The 16,271-nt window shown below is 60.5% G+C and carries 9 protein-coding genes and 1 other RNA gene; 3 read left to right on the forward strand and 7 right to left on the reverse strand.

The annotated features are described in order from the left end of the window. The first annotated feature begins 88 nt into the window (after positions 1-88). On the forward strand, positions 89-835 hold the full coding sequence (locus tag SB725_RS16980; RefSeq protein ID WP_410922296.1) for a substrate-binding periplasmic protein: 747 nt from the start codon (positions 89-91) through the stop codon (positions 833-835). A 10-nt stretch (positions 836-845) separates the two neighbouring features. Here SB725_RS16980 and SB725_RS16985 read toward each other — a convergent pair whose 3' ends face one another. The 7 genes from SB725_RS16985 to SB725_RS17015 all read right to left on the reverse strand — a co-directional run bounded on the left by SB725_RS16985 (position 846) and on the right by SB725_RS17015 (position 12,141). After that, a complete protein-coding gene (locus SB725_RS16985; protein WP_059181315.1) occupies positions 846-2,546 on the reverse strand; it encodes a putative bifunctional diguanylate cyclase/phosphodiesterase in 1,701 nt (566 codons plus the stop codon). Positions 2,547-2,860: 314 nt separating this feature from the next. Continuing rightward, positions 2,861-2,957: signal recognition particle sRNA small type (gene ffs, locus SB725_RS16990), an RNA gene on the reverse strand. A gap of 168 nt (positions 2,958-3,125) precedes the next feature. Then, complete coding sequence (locus tag SB725_RS16995; protein ID WP_410922298.1) at positions 3,126-4,292, reverse strand: putative zinc-binding metallopeptidase; 1,167 nt, start codon at positions 4,290-4,292, stop codon at positions 3,126-3,128. Between the two features lie 131 nt (positions 4,293-4,423). Next, on the reverse strand, positions 4,424-6,787 hold the full coding sequence (gene ligA / locus SB725_RS17000) for an NAD-dependent DNA ligase LigA (protein ID WP_410922300.1): 2,364 nt from the start codon (positions 6,785-6,787) through the stop codon (positions 4,424-4,426). A gap of 90 nt (positions 6,788-6,877) precedes the next feature. Next, complete coding sequence (gene zipA, locus SB725_RS17005) at positions 6,878-7,732, reverse strand: cell division protein ZipA (RefSeq protein WP_027921742.1); 855 nt, start codon at positions 7,730-7,732, stop codon at positions 6,878-6,880. Positions 7,733-7,990: 258 nt separating this feature from the next. After that, on the reverse strand, positions 7,991-11,479 hold the full coding sequence (gene smc, locus SB725_RS17010; protein WP_410922302.1) for a chromosome segregation protein SMC: 3,489 nt from the start codon (positions 11,477-11,479) through the stop codon (positions 7,991-7,993). A 2-nt stretch (positions 11,480-11,481) separates the two neighbouring features. Next, complete coding sequence (locus tag SB725_RS17015) at positions 11,482-12,141, reverse strand: GntR family transcriptional regulator (protein WP_027921744.1); 660 nt, start codon at positions 12,139-12,141, stop codon at positions 11,482-11,484. 266 nt (positions 12,142-12,407) lie between these two features. Between SB725_RS17015 and xdhA the strand changes: the two genes are divergently transcribed. Both xdhA and xdhB read left to right on the forward strand, forming a co-directional pair. Further along, complete coding sequence (gene xdhA / locus SB725_RS17020) at positions 12,408-13,862, forward strand: xanthine dehydrogenase small subunit (protein WP_027921745.1); 1,455 nt, start codon at positions 12,408-12,410, stop codon at positions 13,860-13,862. Continuing rightward, positions 13,855-16,254, forward strand: coding sequence for a xanthine dehydrogenase molybdopterin binding subunit (gene xdhB, locus SB725_RS17025; RefSeq protein WP_059181318.1), 2,400 nt, complete (start codon positions 13,855-13,857; stop codon positions 16,252-16,254). Before xdhA ends, xdhB begins: the two co-directional genes overlap by 8 nt. Positions 16,255-16,271 lie beyond the last annotated feature (17 nt).

Below are 16,271 nucleotides of genomic sequence, written 5' to 3' on the forward strand. Positions count from 1 at the left end.
AAATTGCATCCGGTGTGCTCGTCTAATCTGGCTAAGCTGCACTTTGGGGGCTTTAATCGGCTCGGGTTTCAGCTGTACCGGAGCGTTTATGCGTTGTGCCTTGGGGGCATTGCTGTGGATAAGTGTGAGCGCCGCCGCTGCCGAAGCGCCGTTGCGATTTGTCGTGCCCGACAGTTGGGCGATGCCGATGGTGCAACTGGATCATGGCCGCCTGACCCAGGGCATCCTGTATGACGTGATGCTCAGCCTGGCCACTCAGGTGGGAGTGCCGGCGGAATTTCACGTACTGCCCCGGGCGCGAGTGCAAAACGCCATGGAACACGGCGAGGTCGATGTGCGCTGCTATGCCGCGCAGTCATGGCTACCGAATCAGTCAGGCGACTACATCTGGAGCATCCCGCTGTGGTTTCAGCGTGACGTGCTGGTCAGTCAGCAAGCCCCGTCCGCCCTGGTGTTGCCTGCGAACCTCTCACGCCAGCCCATCGGCACAGTGCTCGGCTATTACTACCCGACGCTGCAACCGCTGTTCGATGCCGATCGCCTGCGCCGCGAAGACGCGCGCAATCAGGAACAAGTGCTGGAAAAACTCAATGCCGGGCGTCATCGCTATGCCGTGAGCAATCAATGGACACTGGACTGGTTCAATCAGCGCCTGCTGCCCGACCGACAATTGAAAGCGGTGGCCGTGTTGCAGGAACAGAATGTCGGTTGCTATGTGCGCAATGACCCCAAGGTGCCGGTGCAGCGCATTCTGCGCACGTTGTTGCGGATGAAAATGTCCGGGGAGATTGATGACATTATCCGGTTGTACATCGGCACCCCCGCAAACTTTTAGCAGCCTGTGGCTACAGGGACATGGTCACTGCCTGCCATTGCGGCGGCACTACAAACCCCGCCACCCAGCCTGGCACCGCTTCGGGCGGCATTGGCCGGGCGATGAAATAGCCTTGGGCGACCTCGCAACCCAGTCTCAGCAACAACTCACCGTGCTCGATGCTTTCCAGCCCTTCGGCAATCACCTGCCGGCCAAATGCCCGGGCCAGACCGATCACAGCGGTGGTCAGCGCCAGGTCATCGCGATCCTCCAGCATGTCGCGCACGAACGTCTTATCAATCTTGATGGTTTGCGTGCGCAGACGCTTGAGATAGCTCAGTGACGAATAACCGGTGCCAAAGTCGCCGAGCGAAAACTGCACCCCCAGCGCCTGACAAGCCTGCAAACAGACGCTGACGTGGTGGATATTCTCGATGGCCACCGACTCGACGATTTCCAGGTCAAGCATCTGCGCAGGCACCTCGGCGTGCCGAGCGAGCACCTGCTTGAGCCGTTCAACAAAATCCGCACGCTGAAAATGCCGTGCCGCGATGTTCAGGCTGATCGGCCAGCACTGCCCCGCCTGCTGCCAGCGGTGCAACTGCGCCAGGACCTGATCCATCACCCACTCGCCGATGTCGATGATCAGGTCCGTCTCCTCCACCGCGGGCAAGAAATCCCTGGCCCGTATCAGGCCGTTTTGCGGGTGCGCCCAGCGCAACAGCGCCTCGAAACCGACGACCTTACCCAGGCGCATGTTGACCTTGGGCTGGAAATGCAGACGCAGTTCACCGGCTGCCAACGCCTGACGCACGCGCTGGACGGTCTGGTGCGTCGCCTTGACCTCTTGATCCCGAGTCACGTCGAACAGGTGAAAACGGTTGCGTCCGCGCTGCTTGGCCACGTACATGGCTTGGTCGGCGTGACGCAACAGGGTTTCAGCATCTTCATTGTCGAGGGGAAACAGCGTGACCCCGATGCTGGCGAACACATGAACGTCCTTGCCATGCAGCACGTACGGCGCCGAAATCGCACCCAGCACCCGGTTCAGCGCCGCACGCAGTTCGGGCAGATCCCGCACATGACGCAACACCAGCACGAACTCGTCGCCTGCCAGACGCGCCACCACATCTTCGCCCCGCACGATGCCACGCAAACGCCTGGCCACCTCCACCAGCAACACATCACCACTGGCATGGCCGTAGCCGTCGTTGACCGCTTTAAACCCGTCGAGGTCGAGCATGCACACCGCCAGCGGGGTGTCTTCCAGCCGTGAGAACTCCAGCGCCTGATCCAGCAAGTCCGAGAGGTACGCGCGATTAGGCAATCCGGTCAGCACGTCATGCCCGACCCGCCATTGCAAGGTATGCAGCAACTCGCGTTTTTCACTGATGTCGAACCGGATCGACAGGTATCGATCGACCCGCCCGGTGTCATCATCGAGGACCGGCACCATGGTGCTGTCGACCCAGTACAGGCTGCCGTCCTTGGCGCGATTGCAGATCTCGCCTTTCCACACACTGCCCAGCGCAATGGTGCGCCACATCACAGAAAAGAATTCGCAGGAATGCACGCCGGAATTGAGCAGACGGTGATTCTGGCCGATCAGCTCTTCACGGCTATAACCGGACACGGCGCAGAATTGGTCATTGACGTAGGTGATCCGGCCGTTCAGGTCGGTCTCGGAAAAAATCGCGGCGGCATCCACAGCCCTGCGGTACTTCTCATCCATGAATCAGGCTCGCTGTCGCTAGCGGAAGAATGGCGTGTCATCCCGGACGCGCATTTTTGATGGCCCTGCAAGACTGCAGATCAATCTGACTTGAACACCTCGCGCCAGTCTGACGAGGGCGCGCAATGCTCGCAGCTTGACCAAGGCTTGTCCAAGCCTTCGTGCAGCAATGAATATCGGTGCATAAGTGAAATGTTCGTTCTGAAAACCGCAAACGTCGAAAAACCGCCCTGGAGATGATCCATGGCAGAACGACAAAAAATATTTTCAGATAGAAAACGCGAAAGAGGATTCGCGGTGCGTTATGGAGGCAACCCCACCAGCCACACCCCGGCACACAATGTTCCCGCTGTGGCTGCTTCCTTCCGGATCTGACCAGGTTTACGGGTAATCGTTGCGGGGGGACCGATGGGGTCACCATAACGACGCTCACCTGACGGCGAGCCGCGCCATTGTACCTATCTGAGACGAAGTTACAACCGTTGGGGCGGATTAAAAAACATGAACGGCTTCAAGGACATGCAATCCCTGTGAAAGACCTTCCTCTGTAGCCGCTGCACGTCAGCGGCTACAGGATGGTCAGAGGTCCTGCAGCACCTCATCCGCCCTGCCGCCCTCTTGCTGGATCACCAGATGGATGAAGTGCAGCTTGGCGATCACCGGCGGCGGCAGGACGAACGGGTAGAAATCCGGCTGGCCCATGCTGCGCGACAACTCATTGAGCATGCCCGCCAACTCGATCCACGCATTGACGAACGACAGAAACGCCGCGCCGCCGGGATGCTGCGGGTCGTAGAGCGCGCTCGACGGGAATGGCTGGTAATCGAAATCCATTTCCCGCGCGCTCATGCCGAATCCCAGCGCGGTGTCCACTGCATCCATCATGTGCAGGTAATGCGCCCAGGTTTCCGCCCAGTCCTCCCACGGGTGCATGGTCGCGTAGGCGCTGACGCATTGTTGTTGCCAGTCGAGTGGCGCGCCTTGCTGGTAATGCCGCTCCAGCGCCTCGGCGTAGCTGGCGCGCTCATCACCGAACAACCCACGAAAAGGCTCCAGCCAATGGCTGCTGGCGATCAACCGGTCCCAGTAATAATGCCCGACCTCATGCCGAAAATGCCCGAGCAACGTGCGATAGGGCTCGTGCATTTGCACCCGGACCTGCTCGCGGTGGGCGTCATCGGCTTCTTTGATGTCGAGGGTGATCAAGCCGTTGGCGTGACCGGTGGTCGGTGATTTGCCTTCGAGGTCGACACCGATAAAATCAAACGCCAGGCCGGTTTCTTCGTCGACGGTTTTGGGTATCACCTGCAAACCGAGGCTGACCAACTGCGCGACCAGTCGTCGCTTCGCCGTTTCGGCCTTGCGCCAGCGTTCGTGGTTTTGCGCAATCGACAGATCAGGGATGGTGTGATTCAGGCTACAGGCGATGCAAAGCGCATCGTGGTCATTGGCCGGGAGCAGCCAGTTGCACGCCGCCGGGGAATCGAGATTGGCGCAGCGGCGGAACACGCCGGCTTGCGGGTCGGCATCGAGCAGCCAGGTATCGGCCTGCTCACCTGGCTGCAGCGAAGACAAGCGACTCTGCTCAGGCTGATAGCCCAGCGCCGCCGAACAGGCCAGGCACTGGCTGTTGCGAAAGAACAGCGACTGCCCGCAGCGACATTGCCAGACCTTGCTGTTGCGCGAGTTGACGCCCATGAAAGGCGCGGCGATGCGCGCGCTGAGCTGTTCGAAGAAGCGGTACATGGCGATCTCTCCCTGAGGCTTGCCAAGACTAGATCATCGCCACGCAGTGATCGTTCCCACGCTCTGCGTGGGAAAGTATCCAGTGACGCGGAGCGTCCGGGGCGGCAGACCCACGCAGAGCGTGGGAACGATCACGACTCGACCGCGATACCGTGGTGTTTCAGGAACTCGACGAACGCTTCTTCATCGAGCACCTTCAACCCCAGCTCATTGGCCTTGGCCAACTTGGAACCCGCTCCCGGCCCTGCCACCACGCAGTGGGTCTTGGCCGACACCGATCCCGCTACCTTCGCCCCCAGGCTTTCAAGTTTTTCCTTGGCAACGTCGCGGCTCATCAACTCCAGCGAACCGGTCAGCACCCAGGTCTGCCCGGCCAGCGGCAGCCCTTCGATGACCTTCTTCTCGCTCAGCCAGTGCATGCCGAAATCGCGCAACTGCTTCTCGGCAGCCTCAGCGATCAGACGATTGTCCTCGAGCGCAAAAAACTCGCGAACCGAATTGGCCTGTTTCTCCGGCAGCGTCTGACGCAAGTCCAGCCAGTCCGCACCGAACACACCTTCCAGCGAACCAAACCGGTCCGCTAGCTTCTGCGCCCCGCCCGGCCCGACCGAAGGAATGTGCAGCTTGTCGAGAAACCCGCCCAGCGTCGTGCTGGCCGCGAACTCGGCCCCAAGCTCGCCCTGATCCTGAATCTGCAGACCGTGCTTGAGCAGCTCCTTGATCACTTGCTGGTTATGCGCATCTTCAAAGAAGCTGTGAATTTCGTGAGCCACTTCCAGGCCAACGTCCGGCAAGTACGTGAGCACGTGCGGCAACGCCTGCTGAACCCGCTCCAGCGACCCCAGAGAACGCGCCAGCACCTTGGCCGTCTCTTCGCCGACATCGGGAATCCCGAGGGCATAGATAAACCGCGCCAGGCTTGGCTTTTTGCTGTCCTCGATGGCACTCAGCAACTTGTTGCTCGAAACCTCGGCAAAGCCTTCCAGATCGACAATGTCGTCGAACTTCAGGGCATACAGATCGGCCGGCGAGCTCACCAGGCCTTCGTCGACCAGTTGCTCGACACTCTTGTCCCCCAGGCCTTCGATGTCCATGGCACGGCGGGAAACGAAGTGAATGATCGCCTGCTTGAGTTGCGCACCGCAGGCCAGACGACCGACGCAGCGGTACACCGCGCCTTCGCTGACGGTCTCGCGGCCCTTGCTGCGTTTGACCAGTTGCGTGCGCTCGACCTGCGAACCGCACACGGGGCACTGCTCGGGAATGTGTACCGGCCGGGCATTGTCCGGACGACGCTCGAGCACCACTTGCACCACTTGCGGAATCACGTCCCCCGCGCGGCGGATGATGACGGTGTCGCCAATCATCAGGCCCAGTCGCGCGACCTCATCCATGTTGTGCAACGTCGCGTTGGCCACGGTGACGCCGGCCACTTTGACCGGTTTCAAACGCGCGACCGGCGTGACGGCGCCGGTGCGACCGACCTGGAACTCGACGTCGAGCAGCTCAGTGAGTTCTTCCATGGCCGGGAATTTGTGCGCGATCGCCCAGCGCGGTTCGCGAGCGCGGAAACCCAGCTCACGCTGAGAGGCGATGCTGTTGACCTTGAACACCACGCCGTCGATTTCATACGCCAGCCCGCTGCGGCGTTCGCCGATGTCGCGGTAGTAATCCAGGCATTCGTCGATGCCGTGCGCCAGCTTCAGCTCATGGCTGATCGGCAAGCCCCAGACTTTGAGCTGCTGCAGGTTGCCAATGTGCGTGTCGGCAATATCGGCCGAAGTCTGACCGATGCCATAGCAGCAGAACTCCAGCGGACGGTTGGCGGTGATCTTCGAATCGAGCTGGCGCAAGCTGCCGGCCGCGGCGTTGCGTGGATTGGCGAAAGTCTTGCCGCCGACGTCCAGCTGGGTAGCGTTGAGCCGCTCGAAACCGGCCTTGGACATGAACACTTCGCCGCGCACTTCCAGGATCGCCGGCCAGCCAGTGCCGTGCAGTTTGAGAGGAATGTTGCGCACGGTACGGACGTTGACGCTGATGTCTTCGCCGGTGGTGCCGTCGCCGCGAGTCGCGCCGCGCACCAACACGCCGTCCTGATACAGCAGGCTGACCGCCAGGCCGTCGAGCTTGGGTTCACAGCTGTATTCCACCGCCGCACCGCCGCCAAACAAGTCGCCAGCCGGCAAGTCCAGGCCTTCCGTCACCCGGCGATCGAACTCGCGCATGTCGGTTTCTTCGAAGGCATTGCCGAGGCTGAGCATCGGCACTTCATGACGCACCTGGGTGAACGCCGACAACGCCGCACTGCCGACACGCTGGGTCGGCGAATCGTTGGTGATCAGTTCAGGATTAGCCGCTTCAAGGGCCTTGAGCTCGTGGAACAAACGGTCGTATTCGGCATCCGGAATACTCGGCTCGTCCAGCACGTGATAGCGGTAGTTGTGCTGATCCAGCTCAGCGCGCAGCTCTAGAATGCGGTTTTTGACGGCGGTCATGGGTGTTCTCTCATAAAGCAAAAGAGCAGCCGAGGCTGCTCAATCTATTTTGCCGATCGTCCCGCGCATAGCGCGGGAGCAACCTTTGAATCAACGCTTCTGGGTCAACGCGCGGCGTTCGAACTCGACGATGCGCTGACGGTAATGCTCAATCGTCTGGGCGGTCAGCACGCTGCGCTGGTCGTCTTTCAGTTCGCCGTTCAGCTCCTGGGACAGTTTGCGCGCCGCAGCCACCATCACGTCGAAGGCTTGCTTCGGATGACGCGGTCCAGGCAGACCGAGGAAGAAGCTCACGGCCGGGGTGCTGAAGTGGTCGATGTCGTCCAGATCAAAGATGCCCGGCTTGACCGCATTGGCCATGGAGAACAGGACTTCGCCATTACCGGCCATGCTTTCGTGACGGTGGAAGATGTCCATCTCGCCGAAACGCAAACCGCTTTCCAGAATGTTCTGCAACAACGCAGGGCCTTTGAAACCGGCGGCGTCGCGGCAGATCACGCTGATCACCAGCACTTCTTCAGCTTGTGGTTGATCTTTTTCAGTCACGGCTGGCGAGGCTTTGGTGTCATCCGGGAAATCGTCGTCACGACTGCTGAAGCTCGGGCCGCCATCCAGATCAAGGCTGAGGTTCATGTCGCCTTGCGACGGTTCGCCATGACCACGCTTGCCGCGCTTGGAACCCGACTCACGCGGTTCACGGGCAGGCATGCTCACCGAGGGCAGATCGTGCTCATCCAGTTGCGGTTCCTTGTGTGTGTCCAGCACGCGGGGCGGGCCCAACAGCTCGGCGCTGGTGTCCTCGTCCGGCAGATTGGACAAACTTCGGTCAAGACGGAATTTCAGTTTTCCCTTGCCGCCGCGCATACGGCGCCAGCCATCAAAAAGAATACCGGCAATAACAATAATGCCGATGACGATCAGCCACTCGCGCAGACCGATTTCCATGTAATCCCGTGCCTCTATAAAAAATGCTGAAAAATAAGGGGTTTACAACTCGCAAACCGCTTTAAAACGTGGCGCCAACTCTATGTTCTGACAGGCGTTTTGCCCACGTATACGAAAAATTGACATTAAACTAGCACGACCAAAGGCAACTTTACACCGTCTGTCACCATGGCTTTAGCGAATATGTCGATTGGCCAGCAAGTAAGACCCAGTAAAAACGTCCTACGGCCTGGCAATACCCGTCCTACAGACGCCGACTCAGGCGTCCACCATTGCCATCGCCTCCTCGACATCCACTGCCACCAGACGCGAGCAACCCGGTTCGTGCATCGTCACCCCCATCAGTTGATCGGCCATTTCCATGGCGATCTTGTTGTGGGTGATGTAGATGAACTGCACCGTCTGCGACATTTCCTTGACCAGCCGTGCGTAGCGTCCAACGTTAGCGTCATCCAGTGGTGCGTCAACTTCATCGAGCATGCAGAACGGCGCCGGGTTCAACTTGAAGATCGCAAAAACCAGCGCCAATGCGGTCAGGGCTTTTTCGCCACCGGAGAGCAAATGGATGGTGCTGTTCTTCTTCCCTGGCGGCTGCGCCATGATCGTTACCCCTGTATCGAGTAGATCTTCGCCCGTCAGTTCCAAATACGCGCGCCCTCCACCGAAAACTTTTGGGAAAAGCGCCTGTAAACCGCCATTGATCTGATCAAAGGTATCTTTGAAGCGGTTGCGGGTTTCCTTGTCGATCTTGCGAATCACGTTCTCGAGCGTGTCCAGCGCTTCCACCAGATCATCGTTCTGCGCATCCAGATAACGTTTACGCTCGGATTGTTGCTGGTATTCGTCGATGGCCGCGAGGTTGATCGCACCGAGACGCTGAATGCGCGCGGCAATGCGTTCAAGTTCTTCTTCGGCGTCCTTCTCGTTGGCCTCGGCCGTCAGCGTGGCAAGCACGCCGTGCAGGTCGTAGCCGTCTTCCAGCAGTTGATCCTCAAGGGTCTTGCGGCGCACAGTCAGGGCTTGCCATTCCATGCGCTGGGTTTCCATCTGGCCGCGAATCAACTGCGACTGCTGCTCGGCCTGGTTACGTCGTTTTTCCGCATCACGCAGTTCACGGTCAGCGTCTTCCAGAGCGATTTGCGCGGTCTTGAGTTCTTCGTCGACGGTCATGCGCTTGTCGAGCAATTCTTCCAGTTTCAACCGCAGCTCTTCCAGCGGCGCCTCACCCTCCTCCAGATTGAGGCTGAGCTGTTCGCGTTTTTCGGTCAGGCGCTCGGACTGCATTTCCAGCCGTTCCAGCGCCTGACGCGTCGAGTCGTGTTGCGCCTTGAGCGAACCGAGACGCACCGCCAATTGATGCGCGTGATCCTTGTGCTGCCGGGCTTCCTGGCGCACCCGATCGAGGCGCTCGCGCAAGCTGTCGCGCTGGGCCAACAGCAATTCACGCTGCTCGGTGTCGAGCGCCATGGCGTCGAGGGCTTCCTGCAATTGCAGGCGTGCCTCACCGATGTTTTCGTGTTCCAGCGCGCGCTGTTCGCCCAGTTCCGCGAGCTCTTCGTCGAGGCGCGTACGACGCAGCGTCAGCTGTTCAGCCTTGGCTTTGCCGGCGGACAGTTGAGCTTTCAATTCACCTTGCTGACGCGCTTCGTCTTGCAGCAGACGGCGCAGATGTTCGCGTCCGTTTTCCTGCTGACGCTGTTGCGCCCGGAGGTTCTGCAGTTGGGTTTCCAGGGTCTCGACCATGGCTTCGCGCTCTTCACGCTCTTCGGTCAACCGCTGAATTTCCTGACCGCGCGCCAGCACACCGCTTTCGGCTTCGCTGGCCCGCCGTACCCGTAAAAAGTGCCGACCAACCCAGTAACCATCACGGCTGATCAGGCTCTGCCCAGGGGTTAATTGACTGCGCAACGCCAGCGCCTGTTCGAGGCTGTCGACCGGCTTGACCTGCCCCAGCCACGGCGACAGATCGATCTGCGCCTCGACCTTGTCGAGCAAACTGCCCGGCACGCGCACGCCATCAGTGGCCGGGCTGAGCAAGCGCAAATCGCCCTGAGCAAAACCAGCCAGATCGAAATCGCCGAAGTCGTCCACCAGCACCGCTTGCAGGTCGGCGCCGAGCACGGTTTCCACCGCCAGCTCCCAACCCGCTTCCACCTTCAGGCCTTCGGCCAGGCGCGGGCGATCCGCCAGATGCTGCTCACGCAACCATTCGGCGGTACCGGTGCCCGGATCAAGCGCGGCTTGCTGCAAGGCTTCAAGGGAAGCGAGACGACCGTTGAGGCGCTGCAAATCGCCTTGCGCCTGCTGCTGATTGTGCAACGCGAGCTGCAATTCCTGACGCAGTTGCTCAAGGCGTTCGACCTGGGCTTCTTCGCTGGCCTGCAAATCTTCAAGCGTGGCTTCACTGGCCGCCAGTTGCTCGCTGAGTTCCATGATCGCCGCGTCTTCCGGGTCCGCCGAGAGCAACGCGCGCTCTTCACCGAGGCGCTTCTGACGGTCGGCCAGACGCTCCATGCTGGTTTCCAGCTGCTGGATGCGTGACTGCTGCACTTCGGACTGGCGCCGCGGCTCGGCGGCGGTCAGGTTGAACGTGTCCCATTGCTCCTGCCAGCCGTGCATGGTGGTTTCGGATTCTTCCAGCGCGGCGGCGGCTTCTTCGGCGGCGGCGCTGGTAACTTCTTGCTCCGGCGTGAGCATGTCGAGCTCTTCGCCGAGGGTCAGCAACAGTGTGCGGTCGTGCCCCAGATGCGACTCGGTTTCCAGACGTGCGCGCTCGGCTTCTTTCAGATCGTCCTGCAACTGACGCAGACGCTGCTGACCGTGCTGGATGCTCTGCTCGACCCGGGCGATGTCGCCGCCGACCGAATAGAAGCGCCCTTGCACCAGATTGAAGCGCTCGGACAGGTCATGGTGCCCGTCCCGGAAGCGTTCGATGGCGGCATCGGCGTTGCGTTGCTCGGCGACCAGCGCTTCGAAGGTGACTTCCTGATTGCCGATCACCGCTTCGCGCTGACCGACCTGTTCGTTCAATGCCTGCCAGCGCAAGGCTGACAGCTGGGCCTTGAGCTGGCGCTCTTCGCCTTTGTATTCCTGATACTTCTTCGCGGCTTCGGCCTGACGGTGCAAGCGTTCGAGTTGACGCTCGAGCTCCTCGCGCAGGTCGGTCAGGCGCGCCAGGTTTTCGTGGGTGCGGCGGATGCGGTTTTCAGTCTCGCGCCGGCGCTCCTTGTATTTGGAGATGCCCGCCGCTTCTTCAATAAAGTTGCGCAGGTCTTCGGGCTTGGACTCGATCAGCTTGGAGATCATCCCCTGCTCGATGATCGAGTAGCTGCGCGGGCCGAGGCCGGTGCCGAGGAAGATGTCGGTGATGTCGCGACGTCGGCATTTGGTGCCGTTGAGGTAATAAGTGGTCTGGCTGTCGCGGGTCACTTTGCGGCGAATGGAAATTTCCGCATAGGCGGCATATTCGCCGAGCAGCGTGCCGTCGGAGTTATCGAACACCAGCTCGATGCTGGCCTGACTCACCGGTTTACGACTGGTGGAGCCATTGAAGATGACGTCGGTCATCGACTCGCCACGCAAGTTCTTGGCCGAGCTTTCGCCCATCACCCAGCGCACGGCGTCGATGATGTTCGACTTGCCGCAACCATTGGGCCCGACCACTGCCGCCATGTTGCTGGGGAAGTTCACCGTGGTCGGATCGACGAAGGACTTGAACCCCGCCAGCTTGATGCACTTGAGCCGCACGCTTAAGCGTCCGTCAGGGCAGAAACCACCAGATCGCAGCTGCGCTGGGCATACGCCGTCAGCACTTCGCGGATCTGCGGAAAGTCACGGGCCAGCACGGCAGCGAGCAGGCGCTCGAACAGTTCGAGGAATTCGCTCATCGACGCCTTGCGCTGGTCCAGGGCGAGGAAATACGCGCGGCTCATGGCCGGCTGCAGATTCTCGACGGTTTCCTGCAAGTACGGGTTGTTGGCGAACGGGTACGCGGCGCGCATCACATTGAAGCTGTCGTCGACGAAGGTGCGGATGTCCTGACGCTCGTAGCTGGCGGCCAGACGTTGCTGGATCTGCACGAACGGCGCCATGTCGGCCTGGACTTTCCAGCCACTGGCCACGGCGTTACCGAGCAGGATGTACAGCTCGCTCATCAGCGTGCACAGGCTCTGGACCTTGTGCGCCGTGAGTTCGGTGACATGGGCGCCCCGTCGCGGCAGGATCGCGATCAGGTGGCGACGCTCGAGGATCAGCAAGGCTTCACGGACCGAGCCGCGGCTGACATTGAGCGCCAGCGTGACCTTCTGTTCCTGAATGCGCTCCCCGGGCTTCATTTCGCCGCGAATGATGCGTTCGGCGAGGTGGTGAGCGATTTGCTCGGCGAGGCTGTCCGGCGCCTTGAACGTCATGGTTGTCCTTCAAACTCTTCGATCTGCACAAGCGGCGCAGTGTAACCCACTTGATAGCTCATGGCGGAGTGCCCACTCGGCGGTTTTGGCACGATTCAAGCCAAAAAGCAGGTGTGTGCGTGAGGGTCAATACTGAAGAAATGAGGTGTTTGTCGACAAAATGCTATTTCCTGACCTTTAAGTCAGAAAATCATTGACCGAAAAGTCAGACCTGCTAAATTCGGTTCAAGTCGGTTAACAACAATAATGAGTCTGCGAGGCCTTCCGTGATCCAGTTTTTACTTAACCAGGAACTCCGTAGCGAGCACGCCCTGGACCCAAACCTGACCGTGCTCAATTATCTGCGCGACCATGTGGGCAAACCCGGCACCAAAGAAGGCTGCGCCAGCGGTGACTGCGGCGCCTGCACTGTGGTGGTCGGCGAGCTACAAACGGATGACGACGGCCGCGAACACATTCGCTATCGCAGCCTCAACTCGTGCCTGACGTTCGTGTCGTCGTTGCACGGTAAACAATTGATCAGCGTCGAAGACCTCAAGCATCAGGGCGAACTGCACAGCGTGCAGAAAGCCATGGTCGAGTGCCACGGTTCGCAATGCGGCTTCTGCACCCCGGGCTTCGTCATGTCGCTGTTCGCCCTGCAAAAGAACAGCGACGCACCGGATTCCCACAAGGCGCACGAAGCGCTGGCCGGCAATCTGTGCCGTTGCACCGGTTATCGGCCGATCCTGCAAGCCGCCGAACAGTCTTGCTGCGGCAAGCAACCGGACCAGTTCGATGCGCGTGAAGCCGATACCATCGCGCGCTTGAAAGCGATTGCCCCAACGTCCATCGGCGAGCTCAACAGTGGCGACAAGCGCTGCCTGGTGCCGCTGACCGTCGCCGATCTGGCCGACCTCTATGACGCTTATCCACAGGCGCGCCTGCTGGCCGGTGGTACAGACCTGGCCCTTGAAGTCACACAATTCCACCGCACCTTGCCGGTGATGATTTACGTCGGCAACGTCGCCGAGATGAAGCGCATCGAGCGTTTCGATGATCGCCTGGAAATCGGCGCCGCCACCGCCCTCTCCGACTGCTACGAAGCATTAAAGGCCGAGTACCCGGATTTCGGTGAGTTGCTGCAACGTTTTGCCTCGCTGCAGATCCGCAACCAGGGCACCCTCGGCGGCAACATCGGCAACGCCTCGCCCATCGGAGACTCGCCGCCCCTGCTGATCGCCCTGGGCGCGCAAATCGTCCTGTGCAAAGGCGAAACCCGGCGCACCCTGGCCCTGGAAGATTACTTCATCGATTACCGGGTCACCGCGCGTCAGGAAAGCGAGTTCATCGAGAAGATCATCGTGCCGCGGGCCCGCGCCGAACAACTGTTCCGCGCCTACAAGGTGTCCAAGCGTCTGGACGATGACATCTCCGCTGTGTGCGCCGCGTTCCAAATCCGTCTGGAAAACGGTGTGATCGCCGATGCCCGCGTCGCCTTCGGTGGCATGGCGGCCATTCCGAAACGCGCCAGTGCCTGCGAAAAAACATTGCTCGGTGCGCCGTTCAACAACGCCACCGTCGAACGCGCCTGCGCCGCACTGGCCGAAGATTTCACCCCGCTGTCGGACTTCCGCGCCAGCAAAGAGTACCGCCTGCTCAGCGCGCAAAACCTGCTGCGTAAATACTTCATCGAACTGCAAACACCGCACATCGAGACTCGGGTGACCGCTTATGTCTAATCATCACGCTGTAGAGAAGACCCAAGCCGAACTGGCTGAACTGTTCGCCAAGGACCTGACCACCGGTGTCGGCCGCAGCGTCAAGCACGACAGCGCCGCCAAGCACGTATCCGGTGAAGCGCAGTACATCGACGACCGCCTGGAGTTTCCGAACCAGCTGCACGTTTATGCACGCCTGTCGGACCGCGCCCACGCGAAAATCATCAGCATTGACACCAAGCCCTGCTACGCCTTCGAAGGCGTGCGCATCGCGATCACCCATGAAGATGTGCCGGGCCTGAAGGACATCGGGCCGCTGTTGCCGGGCGACCCGCTGCTGGCGATTGATGACGTGCAATTCGTCGGTCAGCCGGTGCTCGCCGTGGCGGCGAAAGACCTCGAAACCGCACGCAAGGCCGCGATGGCCGCGATCATCGAATACGAAGATCTCGAGCCGGTGCTGGACGTGGTCGAAGCCCTGCGCAAACGCCACTTCGTGCTCGACAGCCACACCCATCAGCGCGGCGACTCTGCGGGTGCCTTGGCGACTGCCGAGCACCGCATCCAGGGCACGCTGCACATCGGCGGCCAGGAACATTTCTACCTCGAAACCCAGATCTCTTCGGTGATGCCGACGGAAGACGGCGGCATGATCGTCTACTGCTCGACGCAGAACCCGACGGAAGTGCAGAAGCTTGTCGCCGAAGTGCTTGATGTGTCGATGAACAAAATCGTGGTCGACATGCGCCGCATGGGCGGAGGTTTTGGTGGCAAGGAAACGCAAGCCGCCAGCCCGGCCTGTTTGTGCGCCGTGATCGCGCACCTCACCGGCCAGCCGACCAAAATGCGCCTGCCGCGTGTCGAAGACATGTTGATGACCGGCAAGCGTCACCCGTTCTACGTCGAGTACGACGTCGGCTTCGACAGCACCGGCCGCCTGCACGGCATCGCCCTGGAATTGGCCGGTAACTGCGGTTGCTCGCCGGACTTGTCGGCGTCGATTGTCGACCGTGCGATGTTTCACGCCGACAACTCATACTATCTGGGCGATGCGACCATCAACGGTCACCGCTGCAAAACCAACACCGCGTCGAACACCGCGTATCGTGGCTTCGGCGGCCCGCAAGGCATGGTCGCCATCGAAGAAGTGATGGACGCGATTGCCCGTCATCTGGCCCTCGATCCATTGGCGGTGCGCAAGGCCAACTACTACGGCAAGACCGAGCGCAACGTCACGCATTATTACCAGACCGTCGAGCACAACATGCTCGAAGAAATGACCGCCGAGCTGGAAGAAAGCAGCCAGTACGCCGAGCGTCGTGAAGCAATTCGTCGCTACAACGCCAACAGTCCGATCCTGAAAAAAGGCCTGGCGCTGACCCCGGTGAAATTCGGTATTTCGTTTACCGCGAGCTTCCTCAACCAGGCCGGTGCGCTGATTCACGTCTACACCGACGGCAGCATCCACTTGAACCATGGCGGCACCGAAATGGGCCAGGGCTTGAACACCAAAGTCGCGCAGGTCGTGGCGCAAGTGTTCCAGGTGGAAATGGACCGTGTGCAGATCACCGCAACCAACACCGACAAGGTGCCAAACACCTCGCCGACCGCCGCGTCCAGCGGTGCTGACCTCAACGGCAAAGCGGCGCAGAACGCAGCGGAAATCATCAAGCAGCGTCTGGTCGAATTCGCCGCGCGGCACTACAAGGTCAGCGAAGAAGACGTGGAATTCCACAACGGTCACGTGCGGGTTCGCGATCACATCCTGACCTTTGAAGCACTGATCCAGCAGGCGTATTTCGCTCAGGTGTCGCTGTCGAGCACCGGGTTCTACAAGACCCCGAAAATCTACTACGACCGCAGTCAGGCGCGTGGCCGTCCGTTCTACTACTACGCGTTTGGCGCAGCGTGCTGCGAGGTGATCGTCGACACCCTGACCGGCGAGTACAAGATGCTGCGCACCGACATCCTCCACGACGTCGGCGCCTCGTTGAACCCGGCCATCGACATCGGCCAGGTCGAGGGTGGTTTCATTCAGGGCATGGGGTGGCTGACCATGGAAGAACTGGTGTGGAACAACAAGGGCAAGCTGATGACCAACGGCCCGGCCAGCTACAAGATTCCGGCCGTGGCGGACATGCCGCTGGACCTGCGGGTGAAGCTGGTGGAAAACCGCAAGAACCCGGAAGACACGGTGTTCCATTCCAAGGCCGTGGGTGAGCCGCCATTCATGCTCGGCATCGCCTCGTGGTGTGCGATCAAGGACGCCGTGGCGAGCCTTGGCGACTACAAGCATCAACCGAAAATCGATGCGCCGGCGACCCCGGAGCGTGTGTTGTGGGGGTGTGAGCAGATGCGGCAGTTGAAGGCGGTGAAAGCCGTGGAAGCTGAAACCGAACTGGCTTCGCTCTAAGACCGCGTCGCGGCCAT

It is taken from the genome of Pseudomonas sp. SIMBA_041 (assembly GCF_046535095.1).
GTDB classification, from domain to species: Bacteria; Pseudomonadota; Gammaproteobacteria; order Pseudomonadales; family Pseudomonadaceae; genus Aquipseudomonas; species Aquipseudomonas mucoides.

Bases quoted from the DNA above. Each gene is read 5' to 3' on its own strand.
- SB725_RS16980 (WP_410922296.1), top strand. From the start codon at position 89: ATGCGTTGTGCCTTGGGGGCATTGCTGTGGATAAGTGTGAGCGCCGCC.
- SB725_RS16985 (WP_059181315.1), bottom strand. From the start codon at position 2,546: ATGGATGAGAAGTACCGCAGGGCTGTGGATGCCGCCGCGATTTTTTCC.
- SB725_RS16995 (WP_410922298.1), bottom strand. From the start codon at position 4,292: ATGTACCGCTTCTTCGAACAGCTCAGCGCGCGCATCGCCGCGCCTTTC.
- ligA (WP_410922300.1), bottom strand. From the start codon at position 6,787: ATGACCGCCGTCAAAAACCGCATTCTAGAGCTGCGCGCTGAGCTGGAT.
- zipA (WP_027921742.1), bottom strand. From the start codon at position 7,732: ATGGAAATCGGTCTGCGCGAGTGGCTGATCGTCATCGGCATTATTGTT.
- SB725_RS17015 (WP_027921744.1), bottom strand. From the start codon at position 12,141: ATGACGTTCAAGGCGCCGGACAGCCTCGCCGAGCAAATCGCTCACCAC.
- xdhB (WP_059181318.1), top strand. From the start codon at position 13,855: ATGTCTAATCATCACGCTGTAGAGAAGACCCAAGCCGAACTGGCTGAA.